Here is a 22181-nt window from a genome sequence, read left to right on the forward strand (position 1 = left end):
GATCCGGGGCAGGGCGCAAAGCCTGCCACGCAATCCGCACGCATGTTGCGCGGGGCGGGCGGGCGGCGCCGGGCGGAGGCGATTTCCTCGCGCCTTTTCAGAAACAATCCTCCCCCCATGCGTTGGTCGATCAGACGCGCAGGAGATTCCCCATGGCCGAACAGCAGCACGCCCGCCCCGCCGAGTCCGATCAGCCCAAGCCCCGCGGCTATGATCATGCGGCAGGCGGCTGGGGCTCCCTGAAAGGCATCAGCCGGATCGAGCTGAAGGAGAAGGCCGGGCCCGGCGTGGCCGAAACGCTGAAGCGGCAGAACAAGCCCGGCGGGCACATGTGCACCTCCTGCGCCTATGCCAAGCCGGCCAATCCGCACCCGTTTGAATTCTGCGAGAACGGCGCGAAGGCCACCATCTGGGATCTCACCAGCGCCCGCTGCACGCCCGATTTCTTTGCCGAACACACCGTCAGCGAGTTGCGCGGGCGCGACGATTACGACCTGGAGATGGAGGGCCGCCTCACCCACCCGCTGCGCTATGATCCGGCGACGGACAAATATGTGGAGACGAGCTGGGACGAAGCCTTCCGCGCCATCGCGGCGAAGCTCAACGCGCTCGATCCCAAGTCCACCACCTTTTACGCCTCGGGCAAGGCGGGGCTGGAGGCGGCCTATCTCTATGCGCTGTTCGCCCGCATGTATGGCCACAACAACCTGCCCGACAGTTCCAACATGTGCCACGAAACGACCTCGGTCGGGCTCAAGAAGGTCATCGGCTCCCCCGTGGGCACCTGCACGCTGGACGATCTGGGGAAGTGCGATGCGATCTTCTATTTCGGCCAGAACGTCGGCACCAATTCCCCGCGCCTGCTCCACCCGCTGAAGGACGCGGTGGAGCGCGGCTGCAAGATCGTGGTGTTCAACCCGCTGAAGGAGCGCGGGCTGGTGGAATTCGTCGATCCGCAGGATCCCCTGCAGATGACGATCGGCAAGGCCACGAGGATGAACCACATGTATTTCCAGGTGAAGCCGGGCGGCGACATCGCCGCCCTGATGGGCCTGTGCAAGCGGGTGGTACAGCTTGATGCGCAATCGCGCGCCGAAGGCGGGCCAGAGGTGCTGGACAGCCAGTTCATCGCCCAGCACACGACCGGGCTGGATCAGTTCATCCGCAAGCTGGAGGAGACCAGCTGGGACGAGATAGAGGCCGGTTCGGGCCTCCGCCGCGCCGATCTGGAAGCGGCGGGGGACGTCTATGTGGAAGCCGACAAGGTGATGGGCATCTATGGCATGGGGCTGACCCAGCATGTCCATGGATCGCAATCCATCGGCATGCTGGTGAACCTGCTGCTGCTGTCGGGCAATATCGGGCGGGAAGGGGCCGGGGTCACCCCGATTCGCGGCCATTCCAACGTGCAGGGCCAGCGCACCGTGGGCATCACGGAAAAGACCAAGCTCGCCCCGATGGAGAAATATCGCGCGTTGTTCGATTTCGATCCGCCGGAGGAGGACGGCCACACCACGGTGGATTTCCTGCAGGCGCTGCTGGATGGCACGAACAAGGGCTATATCGGCCTGGGCGGCAATCTGGCCAAGGCGGTGCCGGATCACGAGCGGATCCATGCCGCCTGGGGCGAGATGGAACTGACCGTCCACATCGCCACCAAGCTCAACAAGACCCATTGCATGCCGGGCAAGAGCGCGTGGCTGCTGCCCTGCCTTGTCCGCGCCGAAGAGCATATGGAAGCCGGCGGCGCGCAGGCCGTGTCCATGGAAGACAGCTTCAGCCACATCTACGGCTCGATGGGCAAGCGCACGCCTGCAAGCGAGCATCTGAAGTCCGAGCTGGCGATCATCACGGGCCTCGCCAAGGCCACCCTGCCGGCGCATCCCAAATGGCAGTGGGACGAATGGACGGCGGATTACACCCGCGTGCGCGATCTGATCGCCCGCACCTATCCCGACCAGTTCCACGACATGGATACCCGCATGTGGCAGCCGGGCGGCTTCTATCGCGGCAATGCGGCGCATGACCGCGTGTGGAAGACGGACAGCGGCCTTGCCGAATTCACCACGCCCGATGTGCTGAACGCCTGCGGCGTGGGAGATGCGCCGGGCCGCTATCACCTCGTGACCCTACGCTCCAACGATCAGTTCAACACCACGATCTACGGCCATTCGGATCGCCTGCGCGGCCTGGAAGGATCGCGCATGATCCTGCTCATCAGCCCGCAGGAGATGGAGCGGGCAGGGCTGAAGGAAGGCCAGGTGGTGACGCTGGTGGGCGACGCCGGCGACGACATCCGCCGCGCCGTGCCGGGCCTCACCGTCACGCCCTATGATCTGCCAGATGGCACGCTGGCTGGCTACTTCCCCGAACTCAACCCGCTGGTGCCGCTGTGGTACCACGACAAGCTGTCCAAGACCCCCGCGTCCAAGGGCGTGCCGGTGCGGATCGAGACATAGGGGGGCGGGGGCTTCCGGGGCTGGTTTGCCGAGAGCATGGCGCGCGTCCTTCGACAGGCTCAGGACGAGCGGAGGTGTTTATCGGCCCGCGCCCTTGCGCCTCCAACCCACCCCCGCTCGTCCTGAGCCTGTCGAAGGACAGCCACCACCCGTCGGAGCCCGCCATCCCCCCGTCCGCTCGTCCTGAGCCTGTCGAAGGACAGCCGCCACCTCGCCACCCGCCCACTGGATTCCCGCCTGCGCGGGAATGACGAAAGTGGGGAGAGTGGGCGCGATCTCCCTACTCGTCACCCCGGACTTGATCCGGGGTCCCGCTGTCTTCGGATGAGGCGCGCGTCCTTCGACAGGCTCAGGACGAGCGGAGGTGGTTGAGTGCGGCCTTCCCACATCCACCGCTTCTCCTGAACCCGTCGAAGGACAGCCACCACCCTATCGGACCCGCCATCCCCCCGCCCGCTCGTCCTGAGCTTGTCGAAGGACAGCCACCACCTCGCCAACCCGCCGCTGGATTCCCGCCTGCGCGGGAATGACGAAAGTGGGAGAGCGGGCGCGATCTCCCTACTCGTCACCCCGGACTTGATCCGGGGTCAAGCTTGCGACGCCTGGGGACGGGACCACCCGAAGCCCTACCCCAGCAGGCCTTCCCGCAGCAGTTCGCTCACGCTGTCGATCACCAGATGCGGCCGGCGTTCGGCGGGCTGGGCGTCCCATTCCTCGCGGCTGGTGGAGCCGCTGGTGACGGCGATGCCCATGGCGCCGCTGGCGCGGGCCATCTGCATTTCGGCCACGGCATCGTCGCCCACCACGGCCACGTCCTCCACCGGCAGGCCGAGTTCGGCGGCGACGAAATGCATCGCATCGGCCGAAGGCTTGCCCGTCGGTTCGGGTTCGCGGCCGGTCACGCGGGCGATGGCGCCGTTGATCGCGCAGCTATAGCCGAAGCTGCGGCCTTCGCGTGTGGCGAAATAGGGCACGTCCGAAGCGGTGAGAAAGGCGGCGCCTTCCAGCACGCGGCCGCAGGCGGCATGGATATGGTCCATGGTGCAATCGGGATGCCAGGCGACATAGACGGCATCCGCCTCCGCCGCCGCGTCGTCCCCCGGCAGGCAGCAGGGCACGCCCTGTTCCGCCAGCGCTTCCACCACGCCTTCGGTGCCGAGCACCAGCACCTGCGCATAGCCGCGCTCGTTCATGACCCGGGCGGCCACCGAATTGGGGGTGAACAGCCGTTCGTCACGGATGGGCAGGCCGACTTCGCGCAGGCGCGGGCCTTGCCGGCGGGCGGGGTAGGCGCTGCCATTGGTCATGGCGAGATAGGGGATGCCGCGCTCTTCCAACGCCTGCAGCAGCTCCACCGCGCCGGGGATCACCTCATAGCTGCCGAGCTTGCGGTTGGAGAGGATCAGCGTGCCGTCGAGATCGAACATGAAGCCTTTCGGCCGGCGGGGCAGGGTCATCAGGCGTTGCTTTCCAGTTCCAGCTTGAAGCCCGCCTTCTCCACGCTGACGCGCGTAAGATCGGTGCGGGCGAGCACTTGCCGCAGCAGTTCGACCACCGGCGCGTTGCGCGGCTGGTAATGCCGTTCCGCCGGGCCGGCGGCCTGCATGGCGTCCACCAGATTGGCGGGCATGGTGGCGCGCAGCAGGAATTCCTCGTCCGAAAGCCCGGTGCCGATGCGTTTGCGCAGCGTATCGAGATCGGCCATGCCCTGCTCCGCCTCCAGCTCCCTGGTGCGCGGATTGGCCATGATCTTGTCCATCACATTGGGCTCGATGGGCATGTTGGGCCGGCCGAACTTGCCGATCGCATAACGGATGATCTCGTCGGGGATCACGGCGTAGCGTTCCTCCCCCGTCACATTCATCACTGCCTGCGTCTGCAGCATCTGGGCGAAGGGCGTCATCACGATGGGCCAGCCCAGTTCCTCGCGCACGCGGCCCAGTTCCTCGATCACGGCGCCTTCCAGATGCGGCACACGGTGATCGGCCAAATGGCGGCGCATGGTGCCGACCATGCCGCCAGGCAGCTGGTGGTGGAGATAGGCCGCGTCGAAGGCCATCGGGCGGCCGGTGGGCAGGCCTTCGGCTTCGGCCAGCTCGCGGAAATATTGCGCCACCTCGGCCACCGCCTCGTCATCCACCTCCACCGTGTGGCCCAGTTCGCGCAGATTGGCGATCATCCGCTCGATCGGCGGGTTGCTGGTGCCGTCGGCCGCGCCGCCGCTGGCGCATTGCACTGCGCTGGCGCCCAGCTCCACGCCTTCCAGATAGGCCTGCTCTGCCAGCCCGATGGTGCAATGGGCGTGCAGTTCCAGCTTCTTGTCGCCGATCTGCGCCATGATCGCGGGGATCAGCGTCTGCGCCCGCTTGGACGACAGCAGGCCGCCGGGATCCTTGATATACAGCGCGTCCACATCCGGGCTTTCGGCCATGATCCGCGCCGCCTCGGCATAATGCGCGTCGTCATGGATCGGGCTGATCGTATAGACCAGCGCACCGATCACCTGCTCGCCCCCGGCCCGCTTCACCATGCGCGCCACTTCCACATTGCTGCGTGCATCGTTCATCGGATCGGCCAGGGCGAAGCGGCGGATACCGTTGCGCGCCAGCGTACGGAAGGCCAGCTCCATGAATTCCGGCGTCGCCGTTTCCCAGGCGATGAAGCGGAAGCCGGTGGACAGGAACTGCAGCGGCGTGGTGCGGCAGGCCTCGGCCATCAGGCGGATGCGCTCCCACGGATCCTCCTGCTTGTAACGCACCGCCACGCCCATATGGGTGCTGGTGGTGAAGTCAATGGCCTTGAAGCCGCAGCGCTCCATGGCGGGGGCGATCGCCAGCGTGTTGGCAGTGGTGACACCCAGCGCCCCCCACAGGCACTGGTTGCCATCGCGCAGCGAAGTTTCGACGAGTTCGACCTTGGCCATCAGGCGGGTTCCTTTTCCAACAGGCGGGCGAGGAAGCCGGTATCGATTCCGCCTTCCGCGAAATCGGGATCGGCCAGGATACGGCGCTGGAAATCGAGGTTGGTGGCGATGCCTTCGATCCGGGTCATGCCCAATGAATTGCACAAGCGTTGCAGGGCGCTTGCACGGTCGGGTCCGTGGGCGATGATCTTGGCGATCATGCTGTCGTAGAACGGGGGCACCATCGCGCCGTCCACGATATGCGTATCTACCCGAATTCCCTCGCCTTTCGGCCATTCGGCATGGGTGACGGTGCCGGGGGAGGGCATGAAGTCGCGCGCCGGATCTTCGGCATTGATGCGGCATTCGATGGCCGCGCCGGAGAGGGTGATCTCCTCCTGCCTCAGCCGCAGGCCCTCGCCACCGGCGATGGCGATCTGCTCGGCGATCAGGTCCACCCCGCTGACCATTTCGGTGACGGGGTGCTCCACCTGGATTCGGGCATTCATTTCAAGGAAATAGAACTCGTCCCGGCCCACGTCATAGAGGAACTCCACCGTGCCCGCGCCGCGATAATGCAGCCGCTTGGCAAAGCGGACCGCGGCGGCCAGCAGCTTGTCGCGCGTGGCGGGTGGCAGACGCGGGGCGGGGGTTTCCTCCACCAGCTTCTGGTAGCGCCGCTGCACCGAGCAATCGCGCTCCCCCAGATGGACCACGCGGCCGGCACCGTCGCCCAGCAGCTGCACCTCGATATGCCGTCCCTCGCGCACATAGCGCTCGAGATAGACGCGGGCATCGCCGAAGGCGGCGCCGGCTTCGGCGCTCGCCATGTCCATGGTGGCGTGTAGATCGGCCAGATCTTCCACCAGCTTCATCCCGCGCCCGCCGCCGCCGCCCACGGCCTTGATCAGCAGCGGGGCACCGATTTCCTCCGCCAGTCGGCGGGCTTCCTCGGGCGTGCCCACAGGCCCGCCCGGCACCACCGGCACCTCAGCCGCGATCGCTTCGCTGCGGGCACGCAGCTTGTCGCCCACGGCCTCGATCTGTGCTGCCGTGGGGCCGATGAAGATCACCCCTTCGGTTTCGCACAGGCTGGCGAGTTCCGCCCGTTCGGACAGGAAGCCGTAGCCCGGGTGGATCGCATCGCAGCCATAGCCCATCGCGGCCTGCACCACTGTTTCGACGGAAAGATAGCTCTTCGCCGGGCTCGCGGGGCCGATGCACACGGCTTTCGTCGCCATGCGCGCGCCGAGCGAGTGGCGATCGGCTTCGGAAACGCACAGCACCGTCTCGATGCCCAGCCGCTCGCAGCTGCGGATGATCCGCACTGCGATCTCGCCGCGATTGGCGATGAGGATGCGCCGGATCCCCATGGTCAGTCCGGCCGCACGAGCATCAGCGCCTCGCCATGCTCCACCATCTCGCCGTTTTCGCCCAGGATCTGAACCACTTCGCCGGCCACGCCGGCGCGGGCGGAGTTCATCAGCTTCATCACTTCGATGATGCCGATGACCGTGTCGGCCTCCACCCGGCTGCCCACTTCCACGAAGGGCGGCTCACCCGGCTTGGGCGCGCGGTAGAACACGCCGAGCAGGGGCGACTTGATTTCGACCAGCCCTTCCGCCTGCGCCCGCCCTTCGACTGGCTCGCGGCGAGAGGGGGCGGTTGGTGCGGGCGTGGGAGCGGGCATCGCCGCCGGCACGGCTTCCGCTCGTGTCGGGCTTGTCGAAGCACCACGGCCACGCGCTCCGCCCTCCCGCACCAGTTCCAGCTTGAGCCCGTCCATCTCGAGGCTGAGCCGGTCGAAGCGGCTCGCCTCCAGCAGGTGCATGATCTCGTCGATATCCTTGCGGGAGAGGCTCATTTGCGGCCTCCGAAGATCGTCATCACGTGGTTCAAGGCGTTTCCTTCGGGCTTCTTCACGGGCGCCGCGGCATCGCGGGCGGACCACACCGTTTCCGGGCGGCTCTGGAGCAGGAGGATGGAGCCATCCCCGTCCACCGCCCATTCAATGTCCTGCGGCTTGCCGTAATGCCGCTCCACCCGGCGGCCGACTTCGCGCAGCGCCATCAGTTCCTCGTCGCTGAGGCAGGGGGCTTTGCGCCTGTCAGCCTCGTTCTCCACCTCGCGGATGCCGCCGCCCTCGGCCGGCACTTGGCGGGCGTGCTTGTCGGAAATCTCGCGGCTGGAAATCTCGCCGGTGATCTTGCCGATCACCCATTTGTCGGGCGTGACTTCACCCGAAACCACCGCGCTGCCGAGACCCCAGGCCCCTTCCACGGTGATGACGGATTTGTCCCCCGTGGTGGGGCTGCGGGTGAACATCACCCCGGCGCAACGGGCATCCACCATCTGCTGCACCACCACGCCCATGGCCACGCCCTCTTCGGGGAAGGCGTGCTTGAGGCGGTAGGTCATGCTCTCGGTGGAATAGAGGCTGCCCCAGCATTCGCGTACGCGGTGGACCATGTCCTCGGCGCTCAGCACCCACAGGAAGGTGTCCTGCAAGCCGGCGAAGCTGGCATCCTCCGCGTCCTCGGTCGTGGCGCTGGACCGCACGGCCACCGGCTCGCCGTTGGGGGAGAGTGTGCGGTAGGCCTCGGTGATCGCCTGCTCCACCTCCGCGGGCATCTTCTCCTCGAGCACGCGGGCGCGCAGCTGCTCCGACAGGGTCGTGACCGCGCCGAGATCGGCCGGGTCCAGTTCTTTCACCTTCGCCCGCACCGGCTCTCGGGCTTCGAGCGCTTTCAGGAACTGTTCGAAGGCGGCGGTGGTGACCACGAAGCCCGGCGGCACCGCAATACCTGCCTGCGTCAATTCACCCAGCGATCCGCCCTTGCCGCCCACCGTGGGGCGATCGGCGATGCCGACATCCTTGAACCAGCTGACGAAGCTCATGCTGCCCTCCCGGCGCGGGGTGCGCGTCCTTCGACAGGCTCAGGACGAGCGGTGTTGAAGTGCTTGCGAATGTCCGCTCGTGCTGAGCCTGTCGAAGCACACGCACAGTGGCTTCCCATCATGCATCCTCCAGCACGACTTCGTCCTGCAGCAGGGTCACCACCCCCCTCCCGCCATCGACGCGGATGCGCTGCCCGTCGCGGATCTTCTGTGTGGCAGAGCCGGTGCCGACCACGGCGGGGAGCCCATATTCGCGCGCCACGATGGCCATGTGGCTCATGGAGCCGCCGATATCGGATACCGCTGCGCTGATCTTCTGGAAGATCGGCGCCCAGGTGGGATTGGTCACCTGACAGACGAGGATGTCGCCCTGCTGAAGCCGGCTGATTTCCTTGACGGATTTGACCACCCGCGCGGTGCCTTCCACCACGCCCGAACAGGCGGCGAAACCTTTGAGCTCGTGCTCGTTCTCCTCCCCATCGGAGAGCCAGGCGTCGAGATTCTCGCGCGTGATACCCCACAGCATCACGATGGCCGGATCGTCGATCACGTCGGGGACCGCGCCCAGCGCCGGGGGCACGGTTTCCTGCGCCCAGGTTTCGATCGCCTTCTTCCGCTCTGCCACGATCGCGGGCCAGCGCTTCGGACCGATGGGATCGGAGCCGCTGGACCAGGCGAGCATCAGGTCCACGATCGCGCTTTCCAGCTCGTAATGGGTGAGGTGGAACACGTCCTCCTCCGCATCCCAGAAGCCGTGATCGCGCAGCAGTGCGCCGAACTCCCTGATCTTGTTGAAGAACAGATTGGTGTACCAGTGCTCGCAGTAGAACTTGTGTCCCTCCACATAGGGGAACACGCGGTGGGCGAGGCCGATCAGCTGGTCGTAGGTGGCGCGGTCCTCGTCACTGTCGAGCAGCTCGCGATAATCGGAGACCAGCTGTTCACGCTCCTGCACCAGCTGGTCCATCGGGCGTTCGATATTCTCGCCCTTGCGCACCTTGTCGATATAGCCGGGCAGGGCGGCGAAGGGCATGGAGAGGTCGTCGTTCCAGCTGCGGTGATAGTGGTAGAAGCCATCCCCGACATTCACGTTGAACCACGGGTTGCGGCTGGTATCGAGTTCCTTCAGCCATTCGCGGCCGTTTTCGCCCAGCTGGTCCAGCGCGCCCAGCACCTGCTCGATCTCCATATCGTCATGGAAATGGCTGTCCACGCCCAGCTCCACCGCGCGGCGGGCGAGGCGCTTGACCTCTTCGTCGGGCTTGAAGATTTCGGCTTCCATGCCGGCGACCATGCGGCTGATCGCCTGGTCTGAAATCTCCGGGAAGGCGCGTTTGCAGAAATCGAAGAAGGTCAGATAGGCGCCATAGCCCAGCAGCAGGAATTCGAAGTGGTGGTGCCACATCCGGAAGTAGCCCTCCAGCTGCTGGCGATAGGTGTCGATCAGCGCGTGATTGGCAGCCACGCCCTTGCCGGTGTGCGTGGTCTCGATCGGCTCCAGATCGGGCAGGGAGGGGGTGGGCAGCGCCTGCGCATCGGCGATCAGCGCCTTCATCTTCTCCTTCCACTGATCGTAGAGCTGTTCCCAGTTCTCGTAATAGTAGAAGGCCCGCTGCTGGAACTCGGCCGTGCGAGCCTCGATCTCCGCCGGGTCCGTCACCGGCACGCCGCCGATGAACACGCGGCCGTTGATGATGCGGTGGTCGATCCCCTTGGTGGTGGGCAGCACATGCACGCGGGTGTTGAAGCTGCCCAGCGCGCAATAGGCAGCTTCGGCCGTGATCATGTCGAAATGATGCATCGGCTCCGGGAAGTGCATGGAATTGTAGAACCAGAAGCGGGTGTCATCCTCCGGCGTGAACTGCGTGTAGTAGGGGAAGGCGGCCTGCGCGGCTTCCGTGCCGGGCATCACCTTTACGGAACTGGGCAGGGGGAATGACTTCTGTTCGTCGGCCATGATCGCATCCTCTCTCCCGGGACCCGCGCGCCCTGTGGGCGTCTGCCGGTATCCCGATCTGATGCGATCCTATCCCTTGCCGGGGAAAGTTTGAAGGATTCCCGCGCAGAGGCAATGGGACAAAAGCGCAGGAGCTTTTGTCCGAATAGACCCGCTCATCCTGAGCCTGTCAAAGGATGCGCGCCCGGCGCCCGCCCGCTGCCCGTCAACTTTGCGGCGCATGGCCCGCCCGCCATTCGCGGGGGGTGATGCCGAAGCGCTTGCGGAACAGGCGGGTGAAATAGCCCGGATCGAGGAAGCCGCTGCGCCAGGCGACATCGGCGACCGACAGGGTGCGCGCGCGGGGATCGCTCAGCAGGTCGCTCGCCCGGTCGAGCCGCATCGCGTTGAGTTCCTGCACAAAGCTGGTTCCGCTGCCGGACAGCAGCGTCTGCAGGTACCGTTTCGAAATGCCGCAATCCTCCGCCACTCTTTCAGGGCTCAGGTCCGGATCGGCATAGTCGCTCTCGATACGGCGCAGGATCTGGCGCGCCAGCTGGCCGCGATGGCGAGTGCGCTCGGCCGGTTCGTGGAACCCGGTGGCGAGGCCCAGCAGGCTGCCGATCTGCTCGGCAATCAGCGGCCGGGGCAGCGGCGCTTCGTCCAGCCCTTCCAGCACCGCTTCCAGCAGGGCACCCAGCGGCGCCCCCCAGCCTTCGCTGGCGGAAGTGGGGCGGGCGAGCAGCGCTCCGGGATCGGGGAGGTGCTTTTCCAGCCAGCCTTGCGGCATCATCAGATCCACCGCCTCGTGCGGGGTTTCCATTTCCATCTGGTAGAACTGCCGGTTGTCCAGCAGCACGAACTGCCCCGGCTCGATGGTAAAGCGCCGGCCCCCCATCAGCGTCTTCATCGCTCCGGCGCGGGCGTAGACCAGCTGGATGGACGGCGCGGCGCGCCCGCTGCTGCCTTCCGCGCCAGTATGCGTCACCCGCTGGGCGGGGGCGTGGAGATGGAGCACGCGCAGCTGACCGAGGCCATAGCTGATCCAGCGCGCGGCGAAGCTGTCCGCATCGAACACTGTCACCTCGATCGGAGCGATAGTGCTGGCCGCCCAGTCCCGCCACTGGTTCAGCGCCTCCGGCCGGGTGAGGCCGGCAGAGCTCCAGCTGGTATCCTCGGCCGCGCGTGGCTGCTGCATGCCGGCAGGCTACGCCGCGGGCCGCGTGGCGGCAAGGCGCCATTGGCGCTGGCCCGCGGCGGCCCCAATGCGCTACGTTTCGGCGAACAGAACCGGAGAGGAGCGAATTATGCGTCTGATTGCCTGCGAGGAAGCCTGGACCATCCCCGAAGTCGCCGCCGAGCTGAAGAAGGTGGCGAACAGCCCCAGCCAGAGCCTCGACAAGCTGCTGGTAAAAGGCATCTACGATGCGGAGCAGGATACCTCCGGCTACGGCAAGATGGACTTTCTGGGCGGGCTGCTGGACGTGGAGGAGCAGCGCCTGCCGAAGATGGACCAATATGGCGTGGACATGCACCTGCTGACGCTCACCGCGCCGGGCGTGCAGATGTTCGATGCCGACACGGCGACGGACCTAGCGGCGCTTTCCAATGACCGGCTGGCGGAAATCTGCCGCAAATATCCGAAGCGCTTCGCCGGGCTCGGCAGCTTCGCCCCCCACAGCCCCAAGCGCGCGGCGAAGGAAGTGGAGCGGGTGATGGGCGAGCTGGGGCTGAACGGCCTCATCGTCAACGGCCACACCAATGGCGACTATTTCGACGATTACCGCTTCTGGCCGATCTTCGAAGCGGCCGAGGCGACCAATGCGACGATTTATATCCATCCGCGCTCGCCCAGCGACACGCTGAAAGGGCCGCTCCAGGATTATGCGATGGATTCGGCCATGTGGGGCTATGGCGTGGAAGTCGCGACCAACATGCTGCGGATGATGGCGGGCGGGGTATTCGACCACTTCCCCAAGCTGAAGATCTGCGTCGGCCACATGGGCGAAATGGTGCCCTTCTTCATCTGGCGCATCAACTTCATGAACAGCCGTGCACAGAAGGTGGGCCGCGCACCGAAGACGGAGCGGAGCATGGAGGAATATTTCCGCGACAATTTCGTCTTCACCACCAGCGGCGTGGAGGATCACCTGGCGCTGCGCTATTCGATCGACCGAATGGGCATCGACAATGTGATCTGGGCGATCGACTATCCCTATCAGCCGATGAAGCCCGCCGTGGATTTCATCGAGAGCTTCGAATGCACCGATGCGGAACGCCACGCCCTGTGCCACGGCAATGCCGAGCGCGTGTTCCACATCGCGCCCGAGGATTGAGGAAGGGGGCCGCTTGGCACCGCTCGAGGGCATAAGGGTCGTCGAACTCGCACGCATTCTGGCCGGCCCCTGGGCCGGCCAGGTGCTGGCCGATCTCGGGGCTGAGGTGATCAAGGTCGAAAGCCCCGAGGGCGACGACACGCGCCGCTGGGGCCCGCCCTTCGTCGACAATGCCGATGGCAGCCGCGATGCGGCCTATTTCCACGCCGCCAATCGCGGCAAGCGGTCGGTGATGGCGGATTTCGGCACGGAGGAGGGACGCGAGACGGTGCTCGCCCTGATTCGGGAGGCCGATGTGGTGATCGAGAACTTCCGGCGCGGCGGACTGGAAAAGTTCGGGCTCGATTACGAAAGCCTGCGCGAGATCAATCCGCGGCTGGTCTATTGCTCGATCACCGGTTTCGGGCAGGATGGGCCCTATGCCGACCTGCCCGGCTATGACTTCATCGTGCAGGGGATGAGCGGGATCATGGACCTGACCGGCGATCCCGCCGGGGCGCCGCAGAAGATCGGCGTCGCCTATGCCGATATCTTCACCGGGCTCTATGCCGTGATCGGCATCCAGGCCGCGCTCCATATGCGCGAGCGGACCGGGCGGGGGCAGCTGGTGGACATGGCATTGCTGGATGTGATGGTGGGCACGCTGGCCAACCAGGCGATGAACTATCTCGCCTCCGGCCAGGTCCCGCACCGGCTGGGCAATGCCCATCCCAATATCGTGCCCTATCAGGCGTTTGCCGTGGCCGACGGCTGGATGATCCTGGCCGTGGGCAATGACCGGCAGTTCGAGCGGTTCGCGCAGGTGATCGGGCTGGAAGTCCAGGAGGGCTGGCGCACGAATCCGGGCCGCGTGGCCGACCGCGCAGCGCTATGCGCGCAGATCGCGGAGCGGCTGGCGGAATGGCCGCGCGATGTGCTGCTCTCCGCGTTGGCGGAGGTGGGCGTGCCCGCCGGCCCCATCAACGACGTCGCGCAGGCGCTGGTCGATCCGCAGGTGGCGGCGCGCGGCATGGTGCTGGAGATGGAGCGGGAAGGCGCGCCGGCCGTTCGCGGTCTGCGCACCCCGATCCGCTTTTCGGAAGGGGAGCTGGCACTCGGCCGCCCCTCTCCCGAACTCGGCAGCTAGGCGGCGGCCGCCGCCTTTTCCTTGGCTTTCATCGCCTCGCGCGTCTGGTAAACCACATGGCCCACCGCCGTATTGGAGGCGGGGACATGATAGAAGCGGTGCAGCTCCTCCACGCCATAGCCCAGCGCGGCGCGCATGATCAGCCACATGATCAGCTCGATCCCCTCGCTGCCGCTTTCGCGCAGGAATTCCAGCCGGGTGATGCTGCGCAGATCGTCCGGATCATTCGCCAGCTTCTCAAGGAAGTTCTGGTCGAAATCCGGGTTGATAAGGCCGGCGCGCGGGCCCTGCAGCTGGTGGCTCATACCGCCCGTGCCCCACACCTGCACGTCGAGATCCTCGGGATAGGACTTAATGGCATCACGGATCGCTTCGCCCAACTGCCAGCAGCGATTGGCAGAGGGGGTGGGGAACTGGGTGACGTTGACGGCCAGCGGGATCACCTTACACGGCCATTCCTCCACCTGCCCGAAGACGAGCGAGAGCGGCACGGTGAGGCCATGATCCACGTCCATGTGGTTCATGATCGTCATGTCGAACTCGTCGATCACCAGCTGTTCGGCGATATGGCCGGCCAGATCCGGGTGGCCCATCACCGTGGGGACGGGGCGAGCCCCCCAGCCTTCGTCAGCAGGCGCGAATTCCTCGGCAAAGCCGATGGCAAAGGTCGGCACAATGTCCAGCATCATTGCCGACGCGTGGTCGTTGTAGCACAGGATCACCACATCGGGCGTGTTGTCCTTGACCCATTCCTTCACCCATTCGTAGCCGGCGAACACGGGCTGCCAATATTCGTCGGCCGTCTTGCCCATGTCGATCGCCGCGCCGATGGCGGGCACGTGGCTGGTGGCGATGCCTGCAGTTATGCGGGCCATGTCAGTTCCCCTCCCGGATCGAGCGATTGCCCTTCGCCGGGCGGCCGCCCGCGCGCATCATCGCCGCATATTCATCGGCGGTCATGCCGGTCATCGAACCGACCGCACGCTGTGTGCTCCAGCCATCGGTGTTGCTAAGCTTGACGAGGAAGTAGATGTTCCCGCCCAATTCGATCAGCTTGTTGAAATCGCGGGCGAGCACCGCCTCTATCTGTTCCTCGGTCATGCCGAAGCCTTCCAGATAGGCGCGCTCATCCGCCTTGAACTTCTCGCGATTGCCTGCCTGCATCAGCGACATGCAGAACTTGTGCAGGTGATAGGCCTGGCGCGAACGCTTCGCGTTGAACACCTTGGTGCCCGGAATATCGTCCAGGTCTTCCAGCGGATAAAGCCTAGTGCGCATGGTTGCGGCCTCGAAATGACTGAGATGGGCGCCCGCCTAACAGCGACGCGCCAACTGCGCCAGCGTTCCCACTTGCAAAGGTTGCAACACCGTGCTTGCGGTTGCGCTTACTGCAATTCAAGTCCCGGTCAGCGCTGCGGGGACCGCCTTGGCGAGGTCCCGGAACATCAGCGCCAGCAAGATGGCGCTGACCGGGAAGCTAATCCCCCACGCGGCGGCGGGCCAGATCATCCATGGGAAGAACATCTGCAGGGCCAGGAAGGGGAGCAGCGCACCCGTGGCCAGGAGCGCCACCTTGGCCCCGTTGCTGCGAGGCGAGGGCGGCAGAGCGAAGGCGGCACAGAAGGCAGCCGCGGACATGAAGCTGTAGCCCAGCAGATCGACCGCAAAGAGGAAGGAGCGGTAAGGCACGAACAGCAGCAGCGCGATCGCTTCTGTCTCGCCCGCGGCCAGCCGCGGAGCGACAAAGGTGAGCTGGACGAAATAGACCATCCCCGTCAGCGTGGCGTAGATTGTGGCGAAGGCGAGTGCCGCCAGACTGAAGGCCTTGCGCCCTGTCGGCGCGGCGGCATGCAGTGCCGCGGCCAGCAGCACGAAGCTGGGGCCCAGCAGCAGCGAGGGGGTTAGCAGCAGCGCAAGGCCGAGCGGAGTGCTGGCGCTCGCCGGCCCGCCTGCGGAGCCGAGCAAGCCTGTCCATTCCAGCACCTGCGCCGCGACATAGGCGGCGCTGAACAGCAGCGTAGCCAGCGCCGACCATAGGCCGAGCAGGCAGGTTGCGCGGGAGGGTGTCACGCGCGCTCCCCCGAAGCCCGCCTAGCGAGGCCGGTTGGCGAGCAGATCGTCCACCACAGCCGGATCGGCCAGGGTGGAGGTGTCGCCCAGATTTCCGGTGTCGTTTTCCGCGATCTTGCGCAGGATGCGGCGCATGATCTTGCCCGATCGCGTCTTGGGCAGGGCCGGGGCGAACTGGATCACGTCGGGCGTGGCGATCGGGCCGATCTCGTGGCGGACCCACTTCGTCAGTTCCTTGCGCAGGTCCTCCGTATCTTCCGTGCCGGCGGTGGTGGTGACATAGGCATAGATGCCCTGGCCCTTGATGTCGTGCGGCATTCCCACGACCGCGGCTTCGGCTACCTTCTCGTGCAGCACCAGCGCGCTTTCGATCTCCGCCGTGCCCATGCGATGGCCGGACACGTTGATGACATCGTCGATCCGCCCGGTGATCCAGTAATAGCCGTCCGCATCGCGGCGGCACCCGTCGCCGGTGAAGTAGGTGCCCTTGAAGGTGCTGAAATAGGTCTGGAAGAAGCGCTCCTCGTCACCATAGACGGTGCGCATCTGCCCCGGCCAGCTGTCGGTGATGACGAGCGGGCCTTCCGCCGCACCGTGCTGCACCTGGCCATCGCCGTCCACGATGGCGGGCTGCACGCCGAACATCGGCCATGCCGCGCTGCCGGGCTTGAGCGGCGTGGCGCCGGGCAGGGGGGTGATCATGTGGCCACCGGTCTCGGTCTGCCACCAGGTGTCCACGACGGGGCAGCGCGCTTCGCCGACGACGTGATAATACCATTCCCACGCCTCGGGATTGATCGGCTCGCCCACGGAGCCGAGCACCTTCAGGCTCTTGCGGCTGGTCGCCTTCACCCAATCGTCGCCTTCGCGCATCAGCGCACGCAGGGCAGTGGGGGCGGCGTAGAACTGCGCCACCTGATACTTGTCCACCACCTGCCAGAAGCGGGAGTGGTCCGGATAATTGGGCACGCCGCCGAACATCAGGCTGGTGCCGCCATTCGCCAGCGGCCCATAGACGACATAGGAATGGCCGGTGACCCAGCCGATATCCGCTGCGCACCAATAGATATCGCCTGGCCGGTAATCGAATACATATTCATGCGTCATGCTCACCCACACGGCATAGCCGCCGGTGGTGTGCAGCACGCCCTTGGGCTTTCCGGTGGAACCGCTGGTGTAGAGGATGAACAGCGGATCTTCCGCGCTCACCTCCTCCGGCTCGCACTCGGCGGGCTGATCGGCCACCGCATCGTGCCACCAGATGTCGCGTCCCACTGCCATCGCCACCTCGGCGCCGGTGGCGCGCACGACGATCACGGTCGAGACGTCCTTGGCGTGATGCTGCAGCGCTTCATCGACCTGCGCCTTAAGCGCGGTGTGCCGCCCGCCGCGCATCCCCCCGTCGGAGGTAATGACGAAATCGCTGCCGCAATCGTCGATCCGGCTCCCCAGCGCCTCGGGGGAAAAGCCGCCGAACACCACCGAATGGATGGCGCCGATCCGCGCGCAGGCGAGCATGGCGATGGCTGCCTCCGGGATCATCGGCAGATAGAGCGTGATGCGATCGCCCTTCTTTGCCCCGCGCGCCTTCATCGCATTGGCGAAGCGGCAGACCTCCTCATACAGCTGGCGATAGGTATAGCTGCGGCCAGGCTCAGCGGGATCGTCCGGCTCGAACAGGATGGCGATCTGGTCGCCGCGCTCGGCAAGGTGCCGATCGAGGCAATTGGCCGAGAGGTTGAGCGTGCCATCCTCGAACCATTTGATGCGGAAGTCTTCCTTGTGGAAGCTGGTGTCCTTCACCCGCGTGAAGGGCCGGATCCAGTCGATCCGCGCTGCCTCCTCGCGCCAGAAGCCGTCGGGGTCCTCCACGGAGCGGCGATATTTCTCGCGATAGGTTTGCTCATCGATCAGGGCGCCTTCCGCCCATGCCTGCGGCACCGGATAGACTGCGCCTTCGCTCATCGCCTGCTCCAAAACTTCTGGCGGCCCCCGGCCGCCTTGCAGCCCTGCTAGGACGAGGCGCAGCGCGCCACAAGTGGGCTGATCAACTCCACAGCGCGCGCAGGGCGGGCAGCAGGTGCGGGCGATGTTCAGCCGGCACGCGCTCGAGCAATTCGGCCTCGTAGCGGTCGATGACTTGCCGTGCTTCGGCAAGTCGCCGCTGGCCATCCCCCGTCAGCTCCAGCCCCTGCGACTTGCCGTCGATGGGTGTGCGGGCAACCAGCCCCGCATCCTCGATCCGCTTCAGCAGCGGCACCATATTGGCGCGCTGAATGGCCAGCTGTCGCCCCACTGCGCTGGCGGTGATTCCGGGGTTTTCGCCGATCAGGATCAGGCACGATGCGTCGGACTGGCGCAGGCCCAGCTTGGCTAGCCGGTCCGCCAGTTCGGCCGCGGTCGCGATGGCCGCGCGCCGCAGCGCATAACCAGGAAGCTGGGGAAGAGGATCGCGCATGGACGGAGCCTAGTGATTGTTGTTGCTCATAACAATCCCGGAAGATAGACGCGGGGCCGCCGACCGGGCCCCGCCCGGCGATTCGAACCCAGGAGAGAACCTATGGCTATGCCATCGCAGCCGGATCCCCGTCCGCAGGAAGAAACCGTCAAATACGAAATCATTGATGGCGTTGCGTGGGTTTCCTTTAACCGCCCGGACAAGAAGAACTGCCAGAGCCCGAAGCTCAACCGGCAGATGCTCGTGGTGCTGGACGAACTGGAATTCCGCGACGACGTGCAGGTGCTGGTGCTGACGGGCGAGGGCGACAGCTGGTCGGCCGGCATGGATCTGCTCGAGTATTTCCGCGCTGCGGAGGCCGAAGGCATCCACAAGACGCGCCAGCATCAGCGTGAAGCCTATAGCTGGTGGGAACGCCTGCGCTGGTACGAAAAGGCCACCGTCGGCATGATCAATGGCTGGTGCTTCGGTGGGGCCTATGGCCCGCTGTTCGCCTGCGACATCGCGATTGCATCGGACAAGGCGCAGTTCGGCCTGTCCGAAATTAACTGGGCGATCCTGCCCGGCGGCGGCGCGTCGAAGGTTGCGGCCGATCTCATGCCCTATCGCAAGGCGATGTATCACGCGATGATGGGCGAGAACCTGACCGGCCAGCAGGCCGCGGACCAGGGCCTCGTCACCGAATGCGTGCCGCACGATCAGCTGAAGGCCCGCGTGCAGGAAATCGCCGACAAGCTGAAGAAGAAGGACACGCAGGCCCTGCGCGCCACCAAGTGGGCGATGCGCCGGGTCATGGAGATGACCTACGACAATGCCGAGGATTATCTGATCCGCGCGCAGGAAGCGCTGAACGATTTCGGCGGCTGGGAAACCCGCAAGGAAGCGACCAAGCAGTTCCTTGACGAGAAGACCTTCAAGCCCGGCCTTGGCGCTTTCGACAAGACGAAGATCAAGGGCGAATAACGGCCGCGCGGGCAGGCTTGTGTGGCCTGCCCGCGCCCCCTAGTGACTGCGAACATTCGGGCGCCCGGCACGCCGCCGGAGCGTGACCGCGGGAGGATAGCGAGAATGAGCGAGCGGCGTTTCACCAACGAGCAGATCGACCGGCTGCTGCGCCCCCGATCGGTGGCGGTGATCGGCGCCTCCGATCGCAAGGGCGCGCTGGGCGCCACGCTGCTCAACAATCTCGTGCAGTATGAATTCGATGGCGACATCTATCCGGTAAACCCGAAGCGTGACGAACTGCTGGGCCTCAAGGTCTATCATTCGGTGGACGAGCTGCCCGAAGGCGTGGATTGCGCCGTGCTCGCCATTCCCCGCCCCTTCGTGCTCGACACCGTGCGCAGCCTTGCGGCGCGCAAATGCGGCGCGGTGGTGATCTATTCCGCCGGCTTCTCCGAAGCGGGTGAGGAAGGGATGAAGGAACAGCTCGAACTCGGCCGGATCAGCCGCGAGACGGGCATGGTGATCGAAGGCCCCAATTGCCTGGGCTGCACCAACTACATCCAGCGCGTGCCGCTGACCTTTGTCGAAACCAACATGCAGACCCCGCCCAAGGGCACGCGGGCGGTGGGCATCGCCAGCCAGTCCGGGGCTCTGGCGGCCGTGCTGGCCACGGCGCTGCATCCCCGTGGCTGCTATGTCTCCACCTCCGTTTCCACCGGCAACGAGGCGGCGAGCGGTGTGGAGGACTATGTCGAATGGCTGGTGGATGACGAGGATACCCACGTCATCGCCATGTATGTGGAAAGCCTGCGCCGGCCGAAGGCCTTCATCGCCGCCGCGCGCCGCGCGCGCGCGGCCGGCAAGCCGATCATCATGCTGCACCCCGGCAAGTCCAACAAGGCGCAGGAATCGGCCGCCACCCACACGGGGGCGATGGCCGGCGACTATGCGCTGATGAAGGCGAAGCTCGGCCGCGAAGGCATTATCTTTGCCGACACGCTGGAAGAGCTGGAAGACATCACCGAGATCGCACTGCGTTGCCCGGCACTGCCCGGGGCGAATATGGCGGTGCTGGGCGAAAGCGGCGCGCTGCGCGGCCTGGCCTTCGACATTGCCGAGGATATCGGGCTCGACCTGATCGACCTCAATGACGAGAACAGCCCGGAATTGCGCGCAGTGCTGCCGGATTTTGTGCCCGTCTCCAACCCCACGGACATTACCGCGATCGGCCTCAGTGAGCCGGAGATCTACACCAAGGTGCTCACCGCTCTGCTGGACGACAATCGCGTGGGCTCGGTGGTCGCCTCGATCATCCAGTCGGACCCGATCACCTCGGAAATCAAGTTCCCCGCGATCATCAAGGTGCTGGAAAGCGGCAGCTTCTCCAAGCCGCTGGTGTTCGCCGGCGTGGACGAGGGTGCCACGGTGCCGCAGGACTATATCGACGGCCTGCGCAAGGTTGGCATCCCCTGGTTTCCCAGCACGGAGCGCGCCTATCGCGCGATCGCGCGGCTGGCCGATCTTGCCAAGCGTGACCTCACCGATCGCACAGCGGAGCCGATCTCCCTGCCGGGCATGGCTACGGCCTCCGGCGTGGTGCCCGAATACAAGGCGAAGGATCTGTTGCGGCCGGCGGGCATCGCCTTTCCCGAAAGCCAGTTCGCCGCCAATGCGGAGGATGCCGTGGCCGCCGCACAGGCGATCGGCTATCCCGTGGTGATGAAGGCCCAGGCCGCCGCGCTCGGGCACAAAAGCGATGCGGGCGGGGTGATCCTGAACCTCAAGACTGCGGACGATGTGCGCGAAGCCTTTGCCCGCATGTATGACAATGTGGCCGCTTATGACGCCACCATCATGCTCGATGGCGTGCTGGTGGAAAAGATGGGCCGCATGGGCGTGGAAATGATCGTCGGCGCCAAGTCCGATCCCCAATGGGGCCCGGTGGTGCTGGCGGGCTTCGGCGGCGTGACGGCCGAAATCCTCAAGGACGTGAAGCTGTTCACGCCGGATATGGATGCGGCCACGGTGCATCGCGGGCTGCTCGATCTCAAGCAGGCGGCGCTGCTGCGCGGCTGGCGCGGTTCGCCCGCGCTCGACGTCGCCGCGCTGGCGGAGCTGATCGTGCAGGTCGGCCGGGTGATGACAGGCAACCCCAGTATCCGCGAGATCGACCTCAACCCGGTGATCATTCACCCAGAAGGCGAAGGCGTGGTGGCGCTGGACGCGCTGATGCTGGTGGACTGATCGCCTAGCTGCCGGCGCGAAACTGCGTGCGGCTGTAGGTGATGCGGATCCGCACCCATTCGCCGATCATGTCCTTCCCGCCCAGGCGGGGAGGGCGCACCTTGAACTGCCAGGCTGCGGCCAGGATCGCGCGGGCGAGTTGCGAACCCTGCGGTTCCTCGCCCAGCGCCACGCAATCCTCAACCCGGTAATCCGGCGCCGTCTTGCAGGCGATCAGCCCCCAGCCCGGCCGGGCGGTCGAGAGGTAGCCGGCCAGTTCGTCGTCGCTCGGCTCGCGATACCAGCGTGCGGCATACAGCGGCTCTCCATTGGGCGCGGTGCCCACGCGCGGCGTGTCGGGCGACCCACCGCCGGTATCGGCCGGGCCGTAGGCCGGCTGTGCGGGCGCGGGTGGACCGGCGGGTTCGTTGCGCATGCGGGAAATATCGAGCGAGACCATCGAATCCCGCGGCACGGAAAGAATGGGCGCGGCCGCCGGCGCCGGCTGCGGCGGCAGGGCGGAAGGCTCCACGGGAGGCGGCGGTGTGTCGCGCGGCTGGCTCTGTGGCTGGGTGGGGCGCGGCTGTTGCTGCTGCTGCTCTTCGGCGGGCGTCTCGGCCGGGTCTTCGCTCTCGCTGGCGTCGAAGGTCGTAAGCGCCGGGCCGGCGGGGTGCTGGGGCGGGCTGGAAAGGCCCAGCGTCAGCAGCACCAGCAGCAGCAGCGCTTCCAGGGCCAAGGCGATGACGATCGCCGTCGCCCGCTCGCCGAAGCTGGCGCGCATCCGCTCTGCGAGGGCACCGATCCGGTCGTTGCTCGGCTGGGACAAGG

General features: G+C 65.9%; 18 protein-coding genes. 5 read left to right on the top strand and 13 right to left on the bottom strand.

Features of this window, described 5'->3' with window-relative positions; translation table 11 throughout:
* Positions 1-152 precede the first annotated feature (152 nt).
* A complete protein-coding gene (locus AEB_RS06705; protein WP_119082489.1) occupies positions 153-2459 on the top strand; it encodes an FdhF/YdeP family oxidoreductase in 2307 nt (768 codons plus the stop codon).
* Between the two features lie 626 nt (positions 2460-3085).
* Here AEB_RS06705 and AEB_RS06710 read toward each other — a convergent pair.
* From AEB_RS06710 to AEB_RS06740, 7 genes are all read right to left on the bottom strand, one after another.
* Positions 3086-3916 (bottom strand): HAD-IIA family hydrolase, encoded by an 831-nt coding sequence (locus AEB_RS06710; protein WP_119082490.1) that lies wholly within the window; start codon positions 3914-3916, stop codon positions 3086-3088.
* Entirely contained in the window at positions 3916-5382 is a 1467-nt protein-coding gene (locus AEB_RS06715; protein WP_119082491.1) for a biotin carboxyl carrier protein, read from the bottom strand. The genes AEB_RS06710 and AEB_RS06715 overlap by 1 nt, the downstream gene beginning before the upstream one ends.
* Complete coding sequence (locus AEB_RS06720) at positions 5382-6734, bottom strand: acetyl-CoA carboxylase biotin carboxylase subunit (protein ID WP_119082492.1); 1353 nt, start codon at positions 6732-6734, stop codon at positions 5382-5384. The genes AEB_RS06715 and AEB_RS06720 overlap by 1 nt, the downstream gene beginning before the upstream one ends.
* 2 nt (positions 6735-6736) lie before the next feature.
* Positions 6737-7225 carry an acetyl-CoA carboxylase gene (locus AEB_RS06725; RefSeq protein ID WP_119082493.1) on the bottom strand — a complete coding sequence of 163 codons (489 nt, stop codon included), beginning with the start codon at positions 7223-7225 and terminating at the stop codon, positions 6737-6739.
* A complete protein-coding gene (locus tag AEB_RS06730; RefSeq protein WP_119082494.1) occupies positions 7222-8259 on the bottom strand; it encodes a PEP/pyruvate-binding domain-containing protein in 1038 nt (345 codons plus the stop codon). The genes AEB_RS06725 and AEB_RS06730 overlap by 4 nt, the downstream gene beginning before the upstream one ends.
* Before the next feature lie 118 nt (positions 8260-8377).
* Positions 8378-10216, bottom strand: a complete 1839-nt coding sequence (locus AEB_RS06735) for a PEP-utilizing enzyme (protein ID WP_119082495.1) — start codon at positions 10214-10216, stop codon at positions 8378-8380.
* A 205-nt stretch (positions 10217-10421) separates the two neighbouring features.
* Positions 10422-11393, bottom strand: coding sequence for a helix-turn-helix domain-containing protein (locus tag AEB_RS06740; RefSeq protein WP_119082496.1), 972 nt, complete (start codon positions 11391-11393; stop codon positions 10422-10424).
* A gap of 109 nt (positions 11394-11502) precedes the next feature.
* On the opposite strand from AEB_RS06740, the gene AEB_RS06745 reads away from it, so the two are divergent.
* Both AEB_RS06745 and AEB_RS06750 read left to right on the top strand, forming a co-directional pair.
* The gene (locus AEB_RS06745; protein ID WP_119082497.1) at positions 11503-12531 is read left to right on the top strand and encodes an amidohydrolase family protein; all 1029 of its coding nucleotides are present in this window, start codon (positions 11503-11505) and stop codon (positions 12529-12531) included.
* Entirely contained in the window at positions 12494-13657 is a 1164-nt protein-coding gene (locus AEB_RS06750; protein ID WP_119082498.1) for a CaiB/BaiF CoA transferase family protein, read from the top strand. Before AEB_RS06745 ends, AEB_RS06750 begins: the two co-directional genes overlap by 38 nt.
* Here the strand turns inward: AEB_RS06750 and AEB_RS06755 are convergent.
* From AEB_RS06755 to AEB_RS06775, 5 genes are all read right to left on the bottom strand, one after another.
* Positions 13654-14532 carry a class III extradiol dioxygenase subunit beta gene (locus AEB_RS06755; protein WP_119082499.1) on the bottom strand — a complete coding sequence of 293 codons (879 nt, stop codon included), beginning with the start codon at positions 14530-14532 and terminating at the stop codon, positions 13654-13656. The two genes, AEB_RS06750 and AEB_RS06755, sit on opposite strands and share 4 nt — an antisense overlap.
* Position 14533: 1 nt before the next feature.
* Entirely contained in the window at positions 14534-14935 is a 402-nt protein-coding gene (gene ligA / locus AEB_RS06760) for a protocatechuate 4,5-dioxygenase subunit alpha (protein ID WP_119082500.1), read from the bottom strand.
* 117 nt (positions 14936-15052) lie between these two features.
* Complete coding sequence (locus tag AEB_RS06765) at positions 15053-15727, bottom strand: hypothetical protein (protein ID WP_119082501.1); 675 nt, start codon at positions 15725-15727, stop codon at positions 15053-15055.
* Positions 15728-15748: 21 nt separating this feature from the next.
* Complete coding sequence (acs, locus tag AEB_RS06770) at positions 15749-17692, bottom strand: acetate--CoA ligase (RefSeq protein WP_119082502.1); 1944 nt, start codon at positions 17690-17692, stop codon at positions 15749-15751.
* A gap of 82 nt (positions 17693-17774) precedes the next feature.
* Positions 17775-18185, bottom strand: a complete 411-nt coding sequence (locus AEB_RS06775; RefSeq protein WP_119082503.1) for a MarR family winged helix-turn-helix transcriptional regulator — start codon at positions 18183-18185, stop codon at positions 17775-17777.
* A gap of 102 nt (positions 18186-18287) precedes the next feature.
* Between AEB_RS06775 and AEB_RS06780 the strand changes: the two genes are divergently transcribed.
* Positions 18288-19148, top strand: a complete 861-nt coding sequence (locus AEB_RS06780; RefSeq protein ID WP_119082504.1) for a p-hydroxycinnamoyl CoA hydratase/lyase — start codon at positions 18288-18290, stop codon at positions 19146-19148.
* A gap of 105 nt (positions 19149-19253) precedes the next feature.
* A complete protein-coding gene (locus tag AEB_RS06785; protein WP_119082505.1) occupies positions 19254-21374 on the top strand; it encodes an acetate--CoA ligase family protein in 2121 nt (706 codons plus the stop codon).
* A gap of 4 nt (positions 21375-21378) precedes the next feature.
* On the opposite strand, the gene AEB_RS18150 is transcribed toward AEB_RS06785, so the two are convergent.
* Complete coding sequence (locus tag AEB_RS18150; protein ID WP_172593020.1) at positions 21379-22179, bottom strand: hypothetical protein; 801 nt, start codon at positions 22177-22179, stop codon at positions 21379-21381.
* Between the last annotated feature and the right edge of the window lie 2 nt (positions 22180-22181).

Origin of the sequence: Altererythrobacter sp. B11 (assembly GCF_003569745.1) — a bacterium.
In the GTDB taxonomy this organism is placed as follows: domain Bacteria; phylum Pseudomonadota; class Alphaproteobacteria; order Sphingomonadales; family Sphingomonadaceae; genus Croceibacterium_C.